Annotated in this window: 18 protein-coding genes; 15 read left to right on the plus strand and 3 right to left on the minus strand. The window is 66.3% G+C overall.

Annotated elements, in window-relative coordinates:
• Position 1 precedes the first annotated feature (1 nt).
• Both A9310_RS08855 and A9310_RS08860 read left to right on the plus strand, forming a co-directional pair.
• Positions 2-184: a hypothetical protein gene (locus A9310_RS08855; RefSeq protein ID WP_058253801.1), complete on the plus strand. Its 183-nt coding sequence runs from the start codon at positions 2-4 to the stop codon at positions 182-184.
• Positions 181-2,469 carry a cation-translocating P-type ATPase gene (locus tag A9310_RS08860; RefSeq protein WP_065630262.1) on the plus strand — a complete coding sequence of 763 codons (2,289 nt, stop codon included), beginning with the start codon at positions 181-183 and terminating at the stop codon, positions 2,467-2,469. Before A9310_RS08855 ends, A9310_RS08860 begins: the two co-directional genes overlap by 4 nt.
• Positions 2,470-2,555: 86 nt before the next feature.
• Here A9310_RS08860 and A9310_RS08865 read toward each other — a convergent pair whose 3' ends face one another.
• Positions 2,556-4,028 (minus strand): FAD-binding protein, encoded by a 1,473-nt coding sequence (locus tag A9310_RS08865; RefSeq protein WP_065630263.1) that lies wholly within the window; start codon positions 4,026-4,028, stop codon positions 2,556-2,558.
• Between the two features lie 140 nt (positions 4,029-4,168).
• Between A9310_RS08865 and A9310_RS08870 the strand changes: the two genes are divergently transcribed.
• The 12 genes from A9310_RS08870 (at position 4,169) to A9310_RS08925 (ending at position 16,968) form a co-directional block, all read left to right on the plus strand.
• A complete protein-coding gene (locus tag A9310_RS08870) occupies positions 4,169-5,752 on the plus strand; it encodes a molybdopterin-dependent oxidoreductase (RefSeq protein WP_065630264.1) in 1,584 nt (527 codons plus the stop codon).
• A gap of 355 nt (positions 5,753-6,107) precedes the next feature.
• The gene (locus A9310_RS08875) at positions 6,108-7,196 is read left to right on the plus strand and encodes a Re/Si-specific NAD(P)(+) transhydrogenase subunit alpha (protein WP_065630265.1); all 1,089 of its coding nucleotides are present in this window, start codon (positions 6,108-6,110) and stop codon (positions 7,194-7,196) included.
• Complete coding sequence (locus A9310_RS08880) at positions 7,196-7,501, plus strand: NAD(P) transhydrogenase subunit alpha (protein WP_058253806.1); 306 nt, start codon at positions 7,196-7,198, stop codon at positions 7,499-7,501. The genes A9310_RS08875 and A9310_RS08880 overlap by 1 nt, the downstream gene beginning before the upstream one ends.
• A 20-nt stretch (positions 7,502-7,521) precedes the next feature.
• Positions 7,522-9,048 (plus strand): NAD(P)(+) transhydrogenase (Re/Si-specific) subunit beta, encoded by a 1,527-nt coding sequence (locus tag A9310_RS08885; RefSeq protein ID WP_065630266.1) that lies wholly within the window; start codon positions 7,522-7,524, stop codon positions 9,046-9,048.
• Between the two features lie 121 nt (positions 9,049-9,169).
• A complete protein-coding gene (locus A9310_RS08890) occupies positions 9,170-9,745 on the plus strand; it encodes an ABATE domain-containing protein (RefSeq protein ID WP_083207316.1) in 576 nt (191 codons plus the stop codon).
• Positions 9,746-10,060: 315 nt separating this feature from the next.
• On the plus strand, positions 10,061-11,446 hold the full coding sequence (locus A9310_RS08895; RefSeq protein WP_065630267.1) for an MFS transporter: 1,386 nt from the start codon (positions 10,061-10,063) through the stop codon (positions 11,444-11,446).
• A 32-nt stretch (positions 11,447-11,478) separates the two neighbouring features.
• Complete coding sequence (locus A9310_RS08900) at positions 11,479-11,949, plus strand: DinB family protein (protein ID WP_065630268.1); 471 nt, start codon at positions 11,479-11,481, stop codon at positions 11,947-11,949.
• Positions 11,950-11,955: 6 nt separating this feature from the next.
• The gene (locus tag A9310_RS08905; protein ID WP_083207317.1) at positions 11,956-13,146 is read left to right on the plus strand and encodes a MalY/PatB family protein; all 1,191 of its coding nucleotides are present in this window, start codon (positions 11,956-11,958) and stop codon (positions 13,144-13,146) included.
• Positions 13,147-13,242: 96 nt separating this feature from the next.
• Positions 13,243-13,677, plus strand: coding sequence for a nitroreductase family deazaflavin-dependent oxidoreductase (locus tag A9310_RS08910; protein ID WP_065630270.1), 435 nt, complete (start codon positions 13,243-13,245; stop codon positions 13,675-13,677).
• A 217-nt stretch (positions 13,678-13,894) separates the two neighbouring features.
• Positions 13,895-15,298 carry an HNH endonuclease signature motif containing protein gene (locus A9310_RS08915; RefSeq protein ID WP_065630429.1) on the plus strand — a complete coding sequence of 468 codons (1,404 nt, stop codon included), beginning with the start codon at positions 13,895-13,897 and terminating at the stop codon, positions 15,296-15,298.
• A 112-nt stretch (positions 15,299-15,410) separates the two neighbouring features.
• A complete protein-coding gene (locus A9310_RS08920; RefSeq protein WP_065630271.1) occupies positions 15,411-15,863 on the plus strand; it encodes a DoxX family protein in 453 nt (150 codons plus the stop codon).
• Between the two features lie 97 nt (positions 15,864-15,960).
• Positions 15,961-16,968 (plus strand): YdcF family protein, encoded by a 1,008-nt coding sequence (locus A9310_RS08925; protein WP_065630272.1) that lies wholly within the window; start codon positions 15,961-15,963, stop codon positions 16,966-16,968.
• 110 nt (positions 16,969-17,078) lie between these two features.
• Here the strand turns inward: A9310_RS08925 and A9310_RS08930 are convergent, their stop codons facing one another.
• Positions 17,079-17,654, minus strand: a complete 576-nt coding sequence (locus A9310_RS08930; protein WP_065630273.1) for a TetR/AcrR family transcriptional regulator — start codon at positions 17,652-17,654, stop codon at positions 17,079-17,081.
• 78 nt (positions 17,655-17,732) lie between these two features.
• Between A9310_RS08930 and A9310_RS08935 the strand changes: the two genes are divergently transcribed.
• Complete coding sequence (locus A9310_RS08935) at positions 17,733-18,557, plus strand: alpha/beta fold hydrolase (RefSeq protein WP_065630274.1); 825 nt, start codon at positions 17,733-17,735, stop codon at positions 18,555-18,557.
• 120 nt (positions 18,558-18,677) lie between these two features.
• Here the strand turns inward: A9310_RS08935 and A9310_RS08940 are convergent, their stop codons facing one another.
• Entirely contained in the window at positions 18,678-19,430 is a 753-nt protein-coding gene (locus A9310_RS08940; RefSeq protein WP_065630275.1) for a metallophosphoesterase, read from the minus strand.
• Between the last annotated feature and the right edge of the window lies 1 nt (position 19,431).

Here is a 19,431-nt window from a genome sequence, read left to right on the forward strand (position 1 = left end):
CATGAGATCCGTTGTCACCGGGCCCCTGGCCTACGTCGTCGCGCTGATCGCGGTCTTCGTGATCGCGTTCGGCGTCGGGCGCGCGTGGGGCCCCGACGTGGAGCCGGTGACTCACGACGCACCGTCACACGGCGTCGTCACCGGCGAACCGACATCCGACCCGCATGAAGGTGGTCACCCATGACCGCGAGCACCGGACAACTGGTCGACCTCGACATCACCGGCATGACCTGCGCGTCCTGCGCCAACCGCATCGAGCGCAAGCTCAACAAGATCGACGGTGTGACCGCGTCGGTGAACTACGCGACCGAACGTGCCCACGTCGAGGTACCTGCGGGTCTGGTGCCCGGCGACCTCGTCGAGGTGGTCCGCGCGGCCGGCTACGACGCGTCGCCGATCCTGACCGATTCGTCGGCGGACGCTCCGGAACACCCGGGAGCGGGGTCCGGCGATCCCGAATTGGACGGTCTCCGGCAGCGCCTGATCGTCTCCGCGGTCCTCTCGGTGCCGGTGATCGCGCTCGCGATGATCCCGGCGCTGCAGTTCACGTACTGGCAGTGGTTGTCCCTGACGCTCGCCGCGCCGGTGGTCGTGTGGGGCGCTTACCCGTTCCACCGCGCAGCGTGGATCAACCTGCGCCACGGCGCCACGACGATGGACACCCTCGTGTCCGTCGGCACCCTCGCGGCGTTCGGATGGTCGCTGTACGCGCTGTTCCTCGGCACCGCGGGCACGCCCGGGCTCACACACGGTTTCGACCTTCTGCCCCAGCGGACCGACGGGTCGTCGCACATCTACCTCGAGGCCGCGGCCGGCGTCACGACCTTCCTACTGGCCGGCCGCTATTTCGAGAAGCGCGCCAAGCGGCGGGCCGGTGACGCGCTTGCCGCGCTGATGGACCTTGGGGCCAAGGATGTCCGCCTCCGACGGTCCGACGGTGCCGAGTCCCGAATCCCGATCGCGCAGCTGGCGGTCGGCGACGAGTTCGTCGTGCGGCCCGGTGAGAAGATCGCCACCGACGGAGTCGTCGTCGACGGTGCGTCGGCGGTCGATGCGTCGATGGTGTCCGGCGAATCCGTACCGGTCGAGGTCACCTCCGGCGACTCGGTGGTCGGTGCGACCGTCAACACCAGCGGTCTGCTCGTCGTGCGTGCGACCGCTGTCGGTTCCGACACCGCGCTCGCCCAGATGGCCCGCATGGTGACGGCGGCGCAGGAGGGCAAGGCCGACGTCCAGCGACTGGCCGATCGGATCTCGTCGGTGTTCGTCCCGATCGTGATCGCGATCTCGCTTGCGACTCTGGGCTTCTGGCTCGGGGTGGCGTCCACGACCGACTTCGCCGGTGGCGATGTGACCTTCGCGTTCACCGCCGCCGTCGCGGTCCTCATCATCGCGTGCCCGTGCGCGCTCGGACTCGCCACTCCGACGGCCCTGATGGTCGGTACCGGGCGAGGGGCGCAGCTGGGCATCCTGCTGAAGGGCCCGGAGGTGTTGGAATCGACGCGACGCGTCGACACGATCGTGCTGGACAAGACCGGCACCGTGACGACGGGTGCGATGTCGCTGTCCGGGATCACCGTGGCCGACGGCTATGCGCGCGAACAGGTCCTGGGCTGGGCGGCATCGGTGGAGTCGGGATCGGAACACCCGATCGCGGCGGCCATCGTCGACGCGGGACGCGACCACATCGACGCCCGCGTTCGAGATTTCGTGTCCACGCAGGGCGCCGGTGTCGCCGGAGTCGTCGGCGACCGGTTCGTGACAGTGGTGTCGCCGAACACGGTCGACGCGCCGCTACCATCGTCGCTCGACGATGCGGTGGTCGCCGCGGAATCCGACGGTGCGACCGCGGTCGTCGTCCTGATCGCTGAGAATTCCTCCGAAGAGACTGCCGGACAACCTGTTCCCGTCGCGGTTCTCGTGGTCGCGGACCAGGTCAAACCGTCGTCGGCCGCGGCGGTCGCCGAGTTCCGGCGACTGGGTCTGACTCCGATGTTGCTCACCGGCGACAACGAGGGCGCCGCTCGGGCCGTGGCGTCGAGTGTCGGCATCGACGACGTCACCGCCGGGGTCAGTCCGAAGCGGAAGCTCGAGGTGATCGCCGAACTGCAGGAGCAGGGCCACGTGGTGGCGATGGTGGGTGACGGGATCAACGATGCCGCGGCGCTTGCGCAGGCGGATCTCGGCCTCGCGATGGGTACCGGCACCGACGTCGCGATGGCCGCCAGCGATCTGACGATCGTGAGCGGTGACCTGCGCGCGGTGGCCGATGCCATTGCTCTGGCGCGTCGAACCCTCGGCACCATCAAGGGAAACCTGTTCTGGGCCTTCGGGTACAACGTCGCCGCCATCCCGCTGGCCGCCGCGGGGATGCTGAATCCCATGATCGCCGGCGCGGCCATGGCGCTCTCGTCGGTGTTCGTCGTCGGCAACAGCCTGCGACTCCGCGGGTTCACGCCGCGGCGCTGAGTGGAAACCGCCCTCGCCGGCGACGCCGACGACTCTTCGTCGTCTGTGGTCCGCCGGCGGGCGGTTTTCGATCGGGTGCCCGACCGTCAGGCGCTGGTGGCGACCCGTGCCGCCGCGTGCCGCCCGGCGCGCCGGCCGAAGTAGGAGCCCTCGCCCAATTGCGTTCCGCTGCAGTATCCCTTGCAGTCCTGCGCGATGTTGGTGGCACTGGCCCCGGCGGCGTAGAGCCCAGGGATGACGGTGCCCGACTCGTCGAGCACCTCGCCGTCGAGTGACGTCGCCATACCGCCCATGGTGAACCCGGCGTACATCGCCTTGCCGAGCGACAGGTCGTATGCCGCCCACGGTCCGGTGTCCTGGGGCTCGAGGAACTCGGGTGCCTTGTGGAAGTCGGGGTCTTCCTTCTTCGCGGCGTTCTCGTTGTAGCGGGCCATGGTCGCCTGCAGCTTGCCCTCGGGGATTCCGAGGTCCCGCTCCATCTCCTCGATGGTCTCCCAGCCGTCGATCAACGGGACCAGGTAGTTCTGCTTCTCGTTCATGTGCGACTCGTTGACGATGAGATAAGCCACCGAATCCGGCTGCTCGAGAACGAATCCCGATGTCCGCGCATGGTAGGAGTCCTCGGTGACGAACCGCTCGCCGAATTTGTTCACGATGACGCCCATGACCATGCTGGCGGGCGGGTAGATCGGCGCGGTGATGAACGCCTTGTCCATGTATTTCAGTGCGGCGCCGACCGATCGGCCCATGCGCAGGCCGAGGCCGTCGTCGTAGGTGTTGCCGAGCACGAACGGCTTCTCGGCGAGATGCGGGGTGTGTTCGGCGACCATGTCGGGGTTCATCACGAAACCGCCGGCGGCGATGATCACCGAGTCCGCGCGTATGACGCCCTCGGCGTCGGGCGTCTTCCACATCACGCCGACGACCGCACCCTGCTCGTCGACGACCAACTGGCGGGCGCCGGTCTCGTACCGGACCTCGGCACCCAGCTCATCGAGGCGGGTGACGAGCAGATCGATGACCAGCTTCGCGCCCCCGGTCTCCCCGGGGACCGGGACCTTGTGGCCGCGCGGTGCGGGGACGGCCTGGTTCTTGAACGGCCAGACCTTCTCGTTGCCGGTGAACATCAGTCCCTCGGTGCCGGGCTGGATCACGGCCTTCTCCGGATAGAAGCTGCGCTCGAAGGTGAAGCCGAGCCCTTCGAGCCAGTTGAAGTGATCGACGCTGTCGACGCAGTAGGCGTGGATCTTGTCGGCCTCGGGTTCGATCGACACGGCGGTGAGGTACTTCTCCATCTCCTCGACGGAGTCGTCCTGGCCCGTGGCCTGCTGTACCGCGGTCCCGCCGCCGAGGTAGAAGAACCCACCGGAGAGCGAGGTGGTGCCGCCGGGCGCGGCGGCGCGCTCGAGCAACAGCACACGCGCGCCGTTGGCAGCGGCCTCGGCGGCGGCGCATCCGCCGGCGATGCCGAATCCGATCACGACGACGTCGACCTCGTCGGAGAACTCGCTCACCGAATCGAGTGCGACGGTCTCGGGGATCTCGGTGCTGGTAGCCATGCCGCTCAGATTAGCGGACAAACTAGAACCTGTTCTAGTCTTGATAACGATTCGTCGACGGGGTGCCGTCGGTGGTCACCGGCCGGTCTCGGACCATCAGACGCACGGCATATTCACAGGGTTCTCCGGTACCAAGGGATATGGCCTCCATCACGACACGTCACGCATCCTCGCCGGCTCCTGCGCTGGCGGGCGTGGTCGCCGTCGGCGCGGCTCTCGCCGCGGGCGAACTGGCCGCCGTCCCGATCTCGCCCGACTCCTCCCCGTACTTCGCGGTCGGATCGTCGGTCGTCGACCATTCGCCCGAGGCCGTACGCAAGTGGGCCATCGAGACGTTCGGCGTCAACGACAAGCTCGCACTGTTCATCGGGATGGGCATCATCATCGCGGTACTCGCGGCGGCATGCGGATACCTCGAACGACGACGACCTCCACTCGGCTCGGTGATCATCGGAGCCTTCGGGGTGGTCGGGATGCTGGCCGCACTCAACCGTCCCGATGCCGGATGGATGCACGCACTGCCGTCGATCATCGCCGGCGTCGTCGGGATCGTCGTGCTGCGCGTCCTCATCGCGCAGCTACGTCCCAAGGGGGCGGAGTCCCCCGAGGCGCATCCCGACGCTGCGGGCGACGAGCCCACATCGGCAGTGCGGTCGGGTTTCTCGCGCCGCTTCGTGCTCACCGCCGGCGGTATCGCGGCCGCCGCGGTCGTCGTCGGTGTCGTGGCCCGGCGAGTGCTCGCCGACACTGCGGGCGTCGTCGCCGACCGCGCCCGAGTGCTGTTGCCGCGCGCGGCGAGCCAGGCGCCGCCGATCCCGGCCGGGGCGCAGCTCGAGCTCTCGGGCGCAACCCCTTTCATGACCAGCAATGCCGACTTCTACCGCATCGACACCGCGTTGCAGGTTCCGACGCTCACGACCGACGAGTGGCGACTGCGGATTCACGGGGACGTAGACCGCGAGGTGACCCTGTCCTGGGACGACCTGCTCGCCATGCCGATGACCGAGCGGATCGTGACGCTCGCCTGCGTGTCGAACGAGGTCGGTGGCGACCTCGTCGGCAACGCCAAGTGGCTGGGGGTGCCGATGCGCGAGGTCCTCGACCTCGCCGGGGTGAGGCCCGGGTCGGACATGTTGCTGTCCACGAGTGTGGACGGATGGACTTGCGGCACACCGATTTCGGCGGTGACCGATGGGCGCGACGCGCTTCTCGCCGTGGGGATGAACGGCTCGCCGCTTCCCCTCGAGCACGGATACCCGGTCCGACAGGTGGTGCCGGGACTGTACGGGTACGTCTCGGCGACCAAATGGGTCATCGACTGGGAGATCACGCGGTTCTCCGAGGCCAAGGCCTACTGGACGACACGCGGGTGGTCGGCGCTCGGCCCGATCAAGATGGCGTCGCGCTTCGACCGTCCGGCCGATGGCACCGAGCATCCGGCCGGGGAGGTCGTCGTGGCCGGCACCGCATGGGCCCAGCACACGGGCGTCGAGCGCGTCGAGGTGCGCGTCGACCAGGGGCCATGGCAACCCGCGGAGTTGACGACGGAGTACAACATCGACACGTGGCGGCAATGGCGGTTCGCCTGGCAGGCGACCAAGGGCAACCACACCCTCGAGTGCCGGGCGATCGACAAGCAGGGCAAGCCGCAGATCGAGCGCTATCAGGCACCGGCACCCGACGGCGCGAGCGGACTCGACGACCGCACCTACACCATCGTCTGAGGCGGTGCGAAGCCCGAGCCCGAAATGCCTTGGCAGGCCAGCGGGACGACACCTGTGCAGACATGTGTCCAGAAATAGCGAAAACCGCAGCGTCAAGGGTTGAGTGAGGTATCTGACTCACCTGAGCTGTCGCTGAGAGCGCATGTTATGTTCATCGCACCTTTATGTGAGCCGGGTGACAGCCATCCTGTCCCATCCGAGCACCTCGTGACCTGCGTCAGGTCGTCCGCTGCGCCCACACATGGCGGAGCTGCACGATGTGGAGGCAGGTCACCTCGTTGACAAAGACGCGCCGAGTCCTGGCGCGCCGAACCGCGGCGCTGCTCGATGGCGCCGGATCAGACAGGTGAGATAGATGACAGTGGGTGTCGTGCGCGAGACGGCCGAGGGAGAGCGCCGGGTGGCGCTGGTCCCGAAGGTCGTCGCCGCGCTGGTGGGCAAGGGTGTGCCCGTCGTGGTGGAGTCGGGGGCCGGTCTCGGCGCTCTGATCCCCGACGAGGCGTACACCGAGGCCGGTGCGACGATCGGCGATCCATATGGGTCCGATGTGGTCCTGAGGGTGTCGCCGCCGTCGGATGCGGAGATCGCGAAGCTGCGGAGCGGGCAGAAGCTGATCGGCTTTCTCGCGCCGCGCAACGCCGACAATCAGATCGCCACGTTGCGGGAAGCAGGCGTGGAGGCGTACGCGGTGGAAGCCATTCCGCGTATCTCGCGCGCCCAGGTGATGGACGCGCTGAGTTCGCAGGCGAACGTCGCGGGTTACAAGTCGGTCGTGGTGGCCGCGGATGTGTCGACGCGGTTCTTCCCGATGCTGACCACGGCGGCCGGCACGGTGAAGCCGGCGACGGTGCTGGTCCTGGGTGTCGGTGTGGCCGGGCTGCAGGCCTTGGCCACGGCCAAGCGTCTGGGTGCGCGGACCACCGGTTACGACGTGCGTCCCGAGGTTGCTGAGCAGGTCCGTTCGGTCGGCGCGCAGTGGCTCGATCTGGGCATCGACGCCGCCGGTGAGGGCGGGTACGCCCGTGAGCTCACCGACGACGAGCGCGCGCAGCAGCAGCAGGCTCTCGAAGACGCGATCAAGGGTTTCGACGTGGTGATCACCACTGCGCTGGTGCCGGGTCGTCCGGCTCCGCGTCTGGTGACCGCGGCCGCGGTCGAGGGTATGAAGCCGGGCAGTGTCGTCGTCGACCTCGCCGGTGAGACCGGCGGTAACTGCGAGTTGACCGAGCCGGGTCAGACCGTCGTCAAACACGACGTCATCATCGCCGCTCCGCTGAACCTGCCGGCCACGATGCCGGAGCACGCCAGCGAGCTGTACTCGAAGAACCTGCTGGCGCTGATCGAGCTGATGCTCGACGACAACGGCTCCATCACACCGGATTTCGACGACGAGGTCGTCGCGGCGGCGTGTGTCACCCGTACCGAGCAGGAGGTGTCTGCCTGATGTATGCCGGTCTACTCGCGAATCTCGCGATCCTGGTGCTCGCCGGGTTCGTCGGCTTCGCCGTCATCTCCAAGGTCCCCAACACCCTGCACACCCCGTTGATGTCGGGCACCAACGCCATTCACGGCATCGTCGTGCTCGGCGCGCTGGTCGTGCTGGGCAAGTTGCCCGCCGACGCCGGGTGGGGTGTGCGCATCATCGCGTTCGTCGCGCTGGTGTTCGGCACGCTCAACGTCATCGGTGGCTTCGCGGTCACCGACCGGATGCTGGGCATGTTCAAGGGTAAGAAAGAGGTGGCCAAGTGAACGGCTCCCCAGAGACTTCTGTGTCACAGCTGGTACTCGCGGCGGGTGCGCATACCCCGAGTGAGGGCGTCGGCTACCTGGTGACCGCGCTCTACATCGTTTCGTTCTCCCTGTTCATCTACGGCCTGATGGGTCTGACCGGGCCCAAGACCGCGGTGCGTGGCAACTGGATCGCCGCCGTGGGTATGGGTCTGGCGGTCGCCGCCACCCTGCTCTACGTGTGGAACGAGGGGGCGGTCGGTTCCGACGGGCACTCGACCGAGGGCGTGCCCACGATCAACTGGGTGCTCATCGTCGTCGGTCTGGTTCTCGGTGTGGCGCTGGGTATCCCGCCGGCACTCAAGACCAAGATGACGGCCATGCCGCAGCTGGTGGCACTGTTCAACGGTGTCGGCGGCGGCACCGTCGCGCTCATCGCGTGGGCCGAGTTCATCGAGACCTCCGGGTTCTCGTCGTTCCACAACGTCGAACCGGCGTCGCCGCTGGTGATTGGTTCGCTGATCGCCGCGATCATCGGGTCGGTCTCGTTCTGGGGATCGCTGGTGGCCTTCGCGAAGCTGCAGGAGATCATGCCCAAGGGGCTGGAGAAGACCTTCGTCTCCAACGCGAAGCTGTTCCAGGCCGCCAACATCGTGCTGCTGATCGTGGCGCTGGGGCTGGCGATCTACCTCGGTGTCGACGCCTCCAACGGTGGCGGCGCGAGTGTCTGGTGGATGGTCGGGGTCCTGGTCGCCGCGGGCGTGATGGGTCTGTTCGTGGTGTTCCCCATCGGTGGTGCGGACATGCCGGTGGTCATCTCACTGCTCAATGCGATGACCGGTCTGTCGGCTGCGGCCGCGGGTATCGCGCTGGACAACACGGCGTTGATCGTGGCCGGCATGATCGTCGGCGCGTCGGGTTCGATCCTGACCAACCTCATGGCCAAGGCGATGAACCGGTCGATCCCGGCGATCGTGTTCGGTTCGTTCGGTGGCGGCGATGCTGCTGCCGCGGGCGGCCCGGGTGCGGCCGGCGGCACGGTCAAGGCGACCTCGGCTGCCGACGCCGCGATCCAGATGGCGTACGCCAACCAGGTCATCGTCGTCCCGGGTTACGGTCTGGCCGTGGCGCAGGCCCAGCATGCGGTCAAGGAGATGGCGAAGCTGTTGGAGGCCAAGGGCGTCGAGGTCAAGTACGCGATCCACCCGGTCGCCGGTCGCATGCCCGGTCACATGAACGTGCTGCTGGCCGAGGCCGACGTCGAGTACGACTCGATGAAGGAGATGGACGACATCAACGGCGAGTTCAGCCGGACCGACGTCGCCATCGTCATCGGCGCCAACGACGTCACCAACCCCGCGGCGCGCAACGATCCGAGTAGCCCGATCCACGGGATGCCGATCCTCAACGTCGACGAGGCGCGATCGACCATCGTGCTCAAGCGGTCGATGAGTTCGGGTTACGCCGGCATCGAGAACCCGCTGTTCTTCGCCGACGGCACCAGCATGCTCTTCGGCGACGCCAAGAAGAGCGTCGACAGCGTCATCGAGGAACTCAAGGCGCTCTAGCGTTTTCACGTTTCTCCTGAGGCCCCGGCAACCGTTCTGGTTGCGGGGGCCTCGGCTGTTTCTCGGCGGGGAAACATCTCGATACGTTGAATCGAGAGCCGTCACCTGTCAAGATGGTTATGTGTCGGGTTTTGTGTTCGTCAGCGGACGGTCGAGCCTCGATTTCGCGGGCACGATGCTGTGGCGTCGAAGCATGCGTACCGAACTCCTCGGCGACGCTGGTGACCTGTCCCGGTGGTTCTTCGAAGCGGGACTCTTCGATCTGGTGGACGATCCGGACACCGTGGACGTCGAGTACGCCCGACGGGTTCGTGAGGCGATCTACGACGTCGTGGTCGGTTGCCTCGGCTCCGGCAACGACACGTCCGCCGGCGGGATGAACTTCGATCCCGAGTCCGCTGCCGTGCTCAATTCTGCTGCCGCCACGCCTCTGCCCACTGTCACGCTGAACGTCGACGGAATGGCGAAAGTGACAGGGACGCCTCGAAATGGATTGAGTCTGCTCGCGCGGGACGCCATCGAGTTGCTCGGATCGCCCGACCTCGCCAAGATGCGCGAGTGCTCGAACCCTGACTGCACCCGGTTGTTCGTCGACGTGTCGCGCGGTGGCTCACGGCGGTGGTGTGGCATGGCCGAATGCGGCAATCGCAAGAAGGCGGCGGATTATCGACGCCGCCACAAGGAACTCTCCACCTGAATCCTCTCCGCGAGGAAGTTCTCCCGTTACTCGGTCGATCATCGCCGGTGCCGGGTCTTCACGATTCTGCGCCCCGGACGGTCGTCGGGCGCGGGTGGCCGCGCATCCGTGTTACGGCGTCATGACGGCTCTGAAACGACGGAAATACCTGGTAGTGCCGCGTATCCGAATTTGAGTAACCCCCTTGACAGGTGACGAATCGAAGGTACACACTCGGTGCAATCCGTAACCGGTTAAGCCGGTGACGGAGTCCCGGGAAGTCATCTACGGTGCGCCGCTGCGCCGTCTCCTTCTGTCGAGAGAGACCGAAATCCATTGACGAAACCACCACTCGCGGCCTCGACGACCGCGCCCACGACCCTCACCCCAGCCGAAGTCGCCGGTCGCCTGGAGCGACTGCCCTGGTCGCCCGTGCAGCGAAACCTGTTCCTGGTCATCGCAACTGCGTGGTTCTTTGATTCCATCGACCTGGGGGCGATGACCTTCTTGCTCTCACCCATCAGCGACCACTTCGATCTCAGCCCGGCGCAGACCGGCGTACTGGGGAGTGCGAGTTTCGCCGGGATGTTCTTCGGTGCCATCGGTGCAGGTGCGCTGGCCGACCGGTTCGGTCGCCTGCGTGTCTTCAAGTACAGCATCGTGATCTGGGGGCTCGCCAGCGTCGGCCTCTCGTTCGCTTGGTCGTACGAATCGATGCTGGCCTTCCGGTTCGTGCTGGGAATCGGTATGGGTGCTGAATTCCCGGTCGCTGCAGCAATTCTCGCCGAATTCATGCCGTCGTCGAAACGTGGCCGGTATGCGGCCCTGCTGGAGGGGGCGTGGCCGCTCGGATTCATCTCTGCCGGCGCGCTCTCCTATCTCCTGGTCGCCTCGCAATTCGGCTGGCGGGGCTTCTTTCTCATGCAGGCCGGGCTCGCCGTGATCGCGTTGATCGTCCGCAGGAACTTGCCTGAGTCACCGCGGTGGCAGATCGCCAGGGGTCATGAGGCGGACGCCGAACGAACGCTCAGCGCCTTCGAGCAGCGGGTGCAGAAGGCCACCGCCGAACCACTTCCCGACTACACGCCGATTCCGGACGCCGGACCCGGCACGGCGCGTGGCGGGTTGCGAGCGCTTCTCGACGTCCGCAACCGAGCACGCACCTTGACCGTGTGGGCGGTGTGGTTCTGCCTGATGACCGGTTACTACGGGTTGACCACGTGGATCGGTAAGCTCCTCACCGACAGCGGTCTGGATGTCGCGAAGAGCATCGGATTCGTTCTGGCCATGGCGCTCTGGGGAATTCCCGGGTTCCTGTCCGCCGCCTATCTCATCGAGCGTCTCGGGCGTCGATACTGCCTGGCGGGATACACCGTAGGTTCCGGAATCGCCGCCTTCTTCTACGGCCAGAGCTCGGAAACCGTCGAGCTCATCGTTGCCGGCTCCTTCCTGCAGTTCTTCTTCTTCGGCATGTTCTCCTCCATTTTCGCCTACACGCCGGAGCTGTTCGCCACCAACAGCCGAGGCACCGGCGTCGGATCAGCCACGGCAATGGGTCGCCTCGGCTCCGTGTTCGGTCCGCTCGCCGTCCCGGCACTGCTCGGCTTCGGCGGAACCGGACTCGTATTCACGACCAGCGCCGTGCTTTTCGCCATCGGCGCGGGCGTCGTCCTGACAATGCTGCCCGAGACGAAGAACGCCGTACTCGAGCAGATCGACTGATCCTCACCACACGAATCACAGAAAGTCATCAGATGAACACCGAGGAATACCTGTACTTCGTGCATCGCGCCTTCGCGGGGATGCTCGACGCGCTCGGCGAGATCGGCGACGACCAGGCCAATCAGGCACCGCCCCTTTCCGGGGCGAACCCGCCGTGGGCCATCGCATTCCACTGCACCGAGGTCGCCGAGTACTGGATCGGGCACCTCATCGCCGGCCGACCCAGTGATCGCAACCGAACGGCCGAGTTCACGGCAAGCGGATCGATCGACGACCTCCGACGGCGGATCGCCGCACTGGAGGGCCGACTGAACGGTGACCTTGCAGGCTTCGATCCTGATGCGCCGCTGCGGAACACCCCGCCGAGCGACTACGAGGGTCCGGATCGTCCACTGTCGCCGATCGGTGTGCTCCTGCACGTGCTGGAGGAACTCGCTCAGCATCACGGACAGATCGAACTGTCTCGCGACGCGCTGACGGCCCTGGCCGCAGGTCGGCGGTGATCGGCCATGCCCATGAGCAGCCGGACTCGTTCGGCGCATCCAGGTTTCGATGACCTCGAAGTCAGTCGACTCCGCCGGCGGCCGGGCGTCAAATGGTCTCGTGCGAGCGCCGACGGAACTATTCCGGCATGGGTCGCCGACATGGACTTCCCCATCGCACCGCCGATTCGCGACGCGCTCGTCGAGTCGATCGAGAAGGGGGATCTCGGATACCCCGACTGGTTGGGTGGCACACCACTCCGTAATGCGTTCGCCCGGCGAATGGCCGACCGATACGGATGGGTCGTCGACCCCGCGCGGGTGCGCGAGCAGACCGACCTCATCCAGGCATTGCAGTTGCTCCTCAGGCTGAGTGCCGGTCCGGGCGACGCGGTGGCGATCCAGACTCCGAACTATCCTCCCTTCCTCGCGACGCTGGCGAGGATGGGACTGCAGACTGTCGACGTGCCTTTCCGCCGAACGTCGTCGGGATGGTGTCTGGACTTCGACGAGTTCGAGCGGGCGCTCGAGCGTCGACGGCCGAACGTGCTCGTTCTCGTGAATCCGCACAACCCCACCGGTCGGGTGCACTCCCGGGCGGAACTTACCCGAATCGCGGAACTGGCGGAGAGGTTCGACCTCCTGGTCATCAGTGATGAGATCCACGCAGACCTTGTGTATCATCCGCACGGCCACATTCCCTTCGGATCGCTCGGCGATGAGGTGGCCGCGCGGACGGTGACGATCACCTCGGCGGGCAAGGCATTCAACCTGGCCGGGTTGCGCTGCGCAGTCGTCCACTACGGGTCGTCGGAGCTCTTGGGCCGCCGCGACGCGGAGCCGCCGGATCTCTACGGGACGGTGTCGGTGCCGGGGGTGGTCGGGCATGTCGCGGCGTGGGAGAAGGCATCGGACTGGCACTCCGACCTCATCCGTGTGCTGGATCGTAACCGGAAGCGGGTACACGAATTCCTTCTCGGCGAAGTTCCCGAGGCCGTGCATCACCTTCCCGAAGCCACATACCTGAGCTGGGTGGACGTTTCGGCGTATGGGCTCGACGATCCGGTGGACACGATTCGTCGCCGCGGTCGCGTTCTCGTCGACGGCGGCCGCGGATTCGGTGAATCGAGTGCGGAGTACGTGCGGATCAACTTCGCCACCTCGGAGTCGATTCTCGAACAGATCCTGGAAGGAGTAGCTGCCGGACTCATCCGGTGACTCTCGTCGAGATGACGACCGGTCAGGAATCGAGAAGCCGCCGGCCGCGTCGACGCCGTACTGTCGGCGCATTGCCTGATCTCAACGGAGGAAAACATGTCTCTGTCACTTCGGTCCCTGTCGCTCTGGTATCAGCGAAGGACCAACGAGCGCACCGTCGCCCGCATCCGCAAGAAGTCCGGATCGATGTGGGGCATGGAGATGCTCATCCTGCGCACGACCGGTCGGCGGTCGGGTCTCGTGCGTGAGACACCACTCAGCTGGTTCCCCGACGGCGACGACTGTCTGGTCGTCGCATCGGGTGGCGGCAAGCGGAATCCGGACTGGTTCGCCAACCTGACCGCGCATCCTGATGGCGTGTCGGTCGAGCGGCACGGGGAGGCCCCGGTGCCGGTGACGCCGGTCGTCCTCGGCGCGGACGAACGCAGCACGGCGTGGAAGCGGGTTGTCGAGGCGCAACCCCGATACGCCAAGTACCAGAAGAAGTCCTCGCGCGAGTATCCGCTCGTGAGGCTCGTCGCGCGTTCGTGATCGGTGGTCCGAAACGGGGGCGGTAGGAGCTGGGCGCGACGGCAGGTGGCGCGGTTGATGAGGTGACTCGAGAGTGTTCCGCGGAACACTCTCGACCTCAGGTTGAGTCCCGTGAAATTGTCGGTGCCGGACGATACCTTGTTGCTGTACTTCTCGATCGGTTCAGGGGGTTGCTGTGGGGGTCAGTGCTTTTCGTTCTGCTGGGGATGTGTCGTCGATGTTCGATGGTGCGGATCCGGCGTCGTTGTCGGATGAGGTTCTCGAGGCGCGGGTGCTGGGGTATGCGGCTCAGATCACGGCGCTGACAGCGAACTTCCTTGACCTGATAGCGGAACTGGATGAGCGGGAGTCGTGGCGGGGGCCGGGGATTCACTCGCTGGCGCACTGGTTGTCGTGGAAGGCCGGCATTGCACCGCGAACGGCGCATGAGCAGTTGAGGGTCGCCAAGGCGCTACGGGAATTGCCGATGATCCGCACGGCGTTTCGCGAAGGTCGGCTGTCGTATTCGAAGGTCCGCGCCCTGACACGGGTGGCTACGCCGGAGCGGGAGCAGGAGTTGGTGAATCTGGCGTTGTCGTGCACGGCGAGTCAGTTGGATCGGGCGGTGCGGGCGATGGCCCGGATCGACCGTAACCGTGGTGTCGAGGAGGAAAGCCGGCCGCCGGTGGAGTCGTCGGGTCGGTGGAAGTGGAACGATGACGGGTCGTTGTCGGTGTCGTTGCGGTTGAGTCCGTTGGATGGTGCGCGGTTCCTCGCTGGGTCGGTGCGGGCGGAATACGAACGCACCCGGACCTGCGATGACCCGGATCTACCTACGGTGGAGAGTGTTCCGCGGAACACTGAATCAGGTTCGGTAGCCGAGGGTTCGGTGCCGGATTCGGAGGTGGTTCCGTCTCGGCGTCGGGATCTGTGGCGGCAGGTGCCGTTGAATGTGGCGCCGGCGGTGGTGGCGATGGCCGACATGGTGCATGACGGGATTTCGATGCCCGGCCTCGCGCCGGGTGCGGAGATCCTGATTCATGCCGGTGAGGGGGTGGAGTCGGCTCATCTCGATGATGGTCCGGCGTTGTCGGAGGCTGAGGTGGACGAAGCTCGGTGTGGGGCGTCGACGCGGGAGGTGGTGAGCCGTAGGGTTCCCGGGCGGCCGGGGAAGTTGGCGTTGTTGGGGGTGGGTCGTCGGAGGCGGACGCCGAACAAGGCGTTGGTGCGGGCGTTGTTCGTGCGGGATCGGTGTTGTCAGGTGCCGGGGTGTGGGCGGACGCGTCATCTGCATGCCCATCATGTGGTGTTCTGGTCGGCGGGTGGGCGGACGGATCCGGACAATCTGATCTTGTTGTGTGGGTCGTGTCATCGGGCGTTGCATCGGGGCGAGTTTGCGATCATCGCGCATGGGTTGCAGCGGTTCACGTTTCAACGCCCGGACGGCGCCGAGATCGAGGTGGCGCCGCTGACGTCGAAACCGAGTGGGTGGCAACCGAACCCTGCGATAGGTATCGACGCGACGGTCCCGATCGGTGGGGGTCGGATGGACCTCGGTTACACCACCGAGGTGCTCTACGCCGTCTGGGAGTGGAAGGAAAGCAGGTCCTATCGCGCCGACCCAGCCAGGTCGGCGGCGTAGTCGTCGATCGTCGTCGAGATAGACGGCTCCGGGCCGGTTCGGCGATGAGTTCTGGCGAGTACGGGTGTCTATCCCTGCACAACATACTCGCATCACTCGCCAGGAGAACATCATGAGCCGCAACACCGTCACCGCAGGCACCGCCGACCCGGCGGCCACGGCCGCCGCCGATCCGCAACCCGTCCGACGGAACTGGCGTCGCACAACGGGAATCGTCATCAGTGTGCTGATCGGCGCCTTCTTGGTCTTCGACATCGTGATCAAGCTGACGCGTCCGCAGGAGGTGGTCGATTCCATGGCGAAACTCGGTTTCCCGATCGACCAGGCGCTTGTCATGGGTATCGTCCTGCTGGTCTGTCTCGTCGTGTTCGCCATCCCGCGCACCGCAGTCCTCGGCGCCCTGGGGATCACGGCTTACCTCGGAGGCGCGGTCACCGCCAACATGCGAATCGAGGCACCGCTGTTCGACACGGTCCTGTTCGCGGTCTACCTCGGCGTGCTGATGTGGATCGGTCTGGTCCTGCGCCGCCCCGAGTTGCTGAAGGTGGCCGGCCTGAAGCGCTGAGCTTCGCCGCTGCCCGGCCCCGCACCCGTTACCGATCTGGGATCGGACGGGTGCGGGGTCGTTGTGCACCTCTCGTACCGTTACGCGAGTGACTGGTGTGACCAGAGTGAAGCGCAGGAAACTGGCGGCGGCAGCGACGATCGCGGTCGCCGCCCTCGGCGGGGTGGCGGTCGGGACGTTGCCCGGACCGGACGCCTCGGTTGTGACGACGGCCTCCGCGATGGACCCGGCCGGCCTGTACAACAGCGCGCAGTCGAAGTTCGCCGGAGGTGATGTCGCGGGCGGACTCGAACTCCTGCAGCAGGTCCTCGCGGTGGCGCCGGCCGATACCGACGCGCTTGCACTCCAGGCGATCTGGTCGGACCAGGTCGACGACGTCGTGGCGGGGCGCTCGGCCCTGAACCGGTTGTCGATGATGAACCCGTCCCTGGCGACAACCGCCCGCAACATCATCTCGGGTGTGGCGACGGCGGCGCAGATCGTCCCCGACACCACGCCGAAGCCGGTATCCGGTCGGGTGGCTATCGTCGTGCTCGGATTCGGGCTCACTGCGAACGGGAAGATGGCGCCGGAGCTCGTCAACCGGGTGTCCGCCGGCAAGGCGCAGTCGGAGCTCACGACGTCCGCGCCGATCGTCGTCACCGGAGGGGTGCCGAAGAAGGGCATCACCGAAGCAGCCGCGATGCGGACCTGGCTCGTGGACAACGGTGTCGGTGCGGACCGGATCCTCGTCGAGGACAAGTCCGGGTCGACGGTGGCCAATGCGCAGAACACCGCCGAGATCCTGCGCGCACAGGGAATCCGGGACATCGTTCTCGTCACGTCGCCCAGCCACATCCGGCGCGGGGCGGCGGACTTCGGTGCCATGGGCTTGCGCGTCGTCGGGACTCTCACCACCGCGACGGACCTGGAGAAGTACCGGACCCCGCTGGCCAAGGCGCAGCAGACCGGCATACGTGTGGAGGCCACTCGGACCGCGCGTATCCCGGCGACCCATGAGCCCGGGCTGCTGCCGCAGAACCTGCCCGAGACCGGTCCCGGACTGATCCCGGAAATCGGCGGTCGGATCCTCCAAGAGCTCCTGAAGGCGGGATCGTCGGCCTGACGGGCCGATCTCGCCGCACCGGGCGGCCGAGTCCGGTGAAGTGACATGGTGCTGGCCCTGCGGTGCAACGGCTTGCAGCAGAAGCGCAACTGTGCATCGTCGGTCTGTTGCTACGACCCGACGGCCGCCTGCATGGCCGCCTGCACGCCGTGCCCGGCGACGACGATCGGTTCGATGGAGCGCAGGGTGCGGCACAACACGAACGCACCTTCCAGCGCGGTCAGGGTGATCAACGCCAGCCGTCGACGCTCCGGCTCGGTGATCTCGAGTTGTCCGAACCACGTTGCGAGGCCGGTCAACCAGCTCTCGAAAACCTCGGCGGATTCCAGCCTGAGACGCTCGTTGGTACTCGCCACCTCCAGTGCGATGGTCTCGATGGAGCAGGCCTCGCTGTAGTCCTGCGACTCCAACAGTTTTCCGGCGTTCTCGAACAGCGTCGGGATGCCGGTCAGGGGGTCGGTCGTCTCCAGCTGGGCGCCGACGAACGCGCCGTAGCGCAACCCTTCGCGTCGGATGACCTCGACGCTGATCGCTTCCTTGCCGCCGGGGAAGTGATGGTAGATCGAACCGTAGGGCGCTTCAGCCGCCGCCGAGATCTGTTTGATGCCGGTGGCCGGCATACCCTGCCGCCGGTACAGCTCTGCGGCTGCCTTCAAGATCCGGTCGCGGGTAGCGGAATCTGCCATGACGTCTCCATCCCTTGCGCATCGTGCCGATGTCAGCTTATCTTGCTTCTAAGTAGAACGATCTATCTAGGAGGCGACGTGCCCACAGTCGACGTGCCGGTCGGCTCCATCTCCTACGAAGACACCGGCGGTCCCGGGCCGATCCTGGTACTCGGCCACGGGTTGCTGATGGACGGGCGGCAGTGGCGCAAGGTGATCCCGCTGCTTCCCGAATTCCGTTGCATCACACCGACGCTCCCGATGGGGGCGCACACGGAGCCGATGCACGCCGACGCGGACCTCACCGAGACGGGTGTGGCATCGATCCTTGCCGACTTTCTCGATGCCCTCGACCTCGATGACGTGACGCTAGTCCTGAACGACTGGGGCGGTGGTCAGTTCGTGATCTCCCAAGGCCGGGACAAGCGTGTTGGGAGGTTGGTGTTGGCATCGTGCACGGCTTTCGACAACTATCCTCCCGAGCCGGCGCGCCCCGCGGCGCTGTTGTGCCGAGTGCCCGGCGGCGGGTGGATTCTCACCCGGATGCTGGGCACTCGATTCTTCCGGCACAGCACGCGGGCGTATGGCGCGCTGACGAAGTCGGGGATTCCGGACTCGCTGTTCGACGAGTGGTTCCGCCCCGCTGTCGAAAACGCATCGATCAGAAGGGATCTGGTCAAATTCGCCACGGGCGCGCCCTCCCGCCGGAGGCTGCTCGAACTGTCGGACATGATGCGGCGGTTCGATCGCCCGGTGCTCGTGGTCTGGGCAAGGGAGGACCGGATGATGCCCCTTGAGCATGCGGACCGCCTCGTCGAGCTCTTCCCGAACGCGTCCAAGGTCGTCGTCGACGATTCGTGGACTCTCATCCCGGAAGACCAGCCGGAGGCGATGGCCGATCTGCTGCGCGGGTTCGTCAGATGACGCGTCGTTGCCCCGCCGGTGGCGATACCGGTTGCGCGATGTCGCCGACGATGTAGCTCGCCTGCCTTTCGATGCCGAGCGCCGAAGCGCAACGGCCGATTGCCGGCACCGTCCTGAATGTCAGAACATCACCGATCGGAAGTGGGTGACGAACCGCTCGTCGTCGTAGAGATGGAACGCGATCCCCGGCGGCTGACCGCGGTTGACGACCTCCCGGCCTTCGAACGGCAGGTTCAGTGTCGACGACACACCCGGTGCGATGCACAGCGGGCGGTCGGCGAACGTGGTCACCGCCGGGGTGTGGGCGTGTCCACACAGGAACGCGACGATGTTCGGGTGCTGATCCACCAGGGCGGCGAGACGGCCCTCATCACGCTGGCGGATCGAGTCCATGAACGGCATCAGCAGGTCGACCGGCGGATGGTGAAAGGCGATGAACACCGGTGTCGCCACGGACGCCGCGGTGAGCCGGTCCGACAGCCAGGAGATGGTCGCGTCGTCGAGACGACCGTCGTTGCGTCCGGGTATCGAGCTGTCGCACATCAGGAAGAGGACGTCGGAGCCGTCGCGCCCGCGCACCGTCCGCGCGTGATTGATCGGACCAGAGGTCTCGGTGCCGATCAGGGCCGCGCTGAACGGTTCCCGGACATCGTGGTTGCCGGCGGTGATGAGCATCGGCAGCGGACTCTCGAGCACCCCGTACGCCTCGCGGTACTCGCTCGCGGCACCTTCATCGGCGATGTCACCGGTGACCAGCAGGACGTCGATCCCGGCGGCGCGGGCGTTGATATAGCTCAACGTCGACTGGATACGGGCCCGATTGAACCGCGTCCCGTTGAAATGCAGGTCGCTGATGTGGGCGACAACGAACACG

This window comes from Gordonia sp. UCD-TK1 (assembly GCF_001691435.1).
GTDB lineage: Bacteria > Actinomycetota > Actinomycetes > Mycobacteriales > Mycobacteriaceae > Gordonia > Gordonia hongkongensis.

Excerpts from the sequence above, each read along its gene's own strand:
- A9310_RS08855 (WP_058253801.1), top strand. The coding sequence starts at position 2 with ATGAGATCCGTTGTCACCGGGCCCCTGGCCTACGTCGTCGCGCTGATC.
- A9310_RS08860 (WP_065630262.1), top strand. The coding sequence starts at position 181 with ATGACCGCGAGCACCGGACAACTGGTCGACCTCGACATCACCGGCATG.
- A9310_RS08865 (WP_065630263.1), bottom strand. The coding sequence starts at position 4,028 with ATGGCTACCAGCACCGAGATCCCCGAGACCGTCGCACTCGATTCGGTG.
- A9310_RS08870 (WP_065630264.1), top strand. The coding sequence starts at position 4,169 with ATGGCCTCCATCACGACACGTCACGCATCCTCGCCGGCTCCTGCGCTG.
- A9310_RS08875 (WP_065630265.1), top strand. The coding sequence starts at position 6,108 with ATGACAGTGGGTGTCGTGCGCGAGACGGCCGAGGGAGAGCGCCGGGTG.
- A9310_RS08880 (WP_058253806.1), top strand. The coding sequence starts at position 7,196 with ATGTATGCCGGTCTACTCGCGAATCTCGCGATCCTGGTGCTCGCCGGG.
- A9310_RS08900 (WP_065630268.1), top strand. The coding sequence starts at position 11,479 with ATGAACACCGAGGAATACCTGTACTTCGTGCATCGCGCCTTCGCGGGG.
- A9310_RS08905 (WP_083207317.1), top strand. The coding sequence starts at position 11,956 with ATGCCCATGAGCAGCCGGACTCGTTCGGCGCATCCAGGTTTCGATGAC.
- A9310_RS08910 (WP_065630270.1), top strand. The coding sequence starts at position 13,243 with ATGTCTCTGTCACTTCGGTCCCTGTCGCTCTGGTATCAGCGAAGGACC.
- A9310_RS08915 (WP_065630429.1), top strand. The coding sequence starts at position 13,895 with ATGTTCGATGGTGCGGATCCGGCGTCGTTGTCGGATGAGGTTCTCGAG.
- A9310_RS08920 (WP_065630271.1), top strand. The coding sequence starts at position 15,411 with ATGAGCCGCAACACCGTCACCGCAGGCACCGCCGACCCGGCGGCCACG.
- A9310_RS08930 (WP_065630273.1), bottom strand. The coding sequence starts at position 17,654 with ATGGCAGATTCCGCTACCCGCGACCGGATCTTGAAGGCAGCCGCAGAG.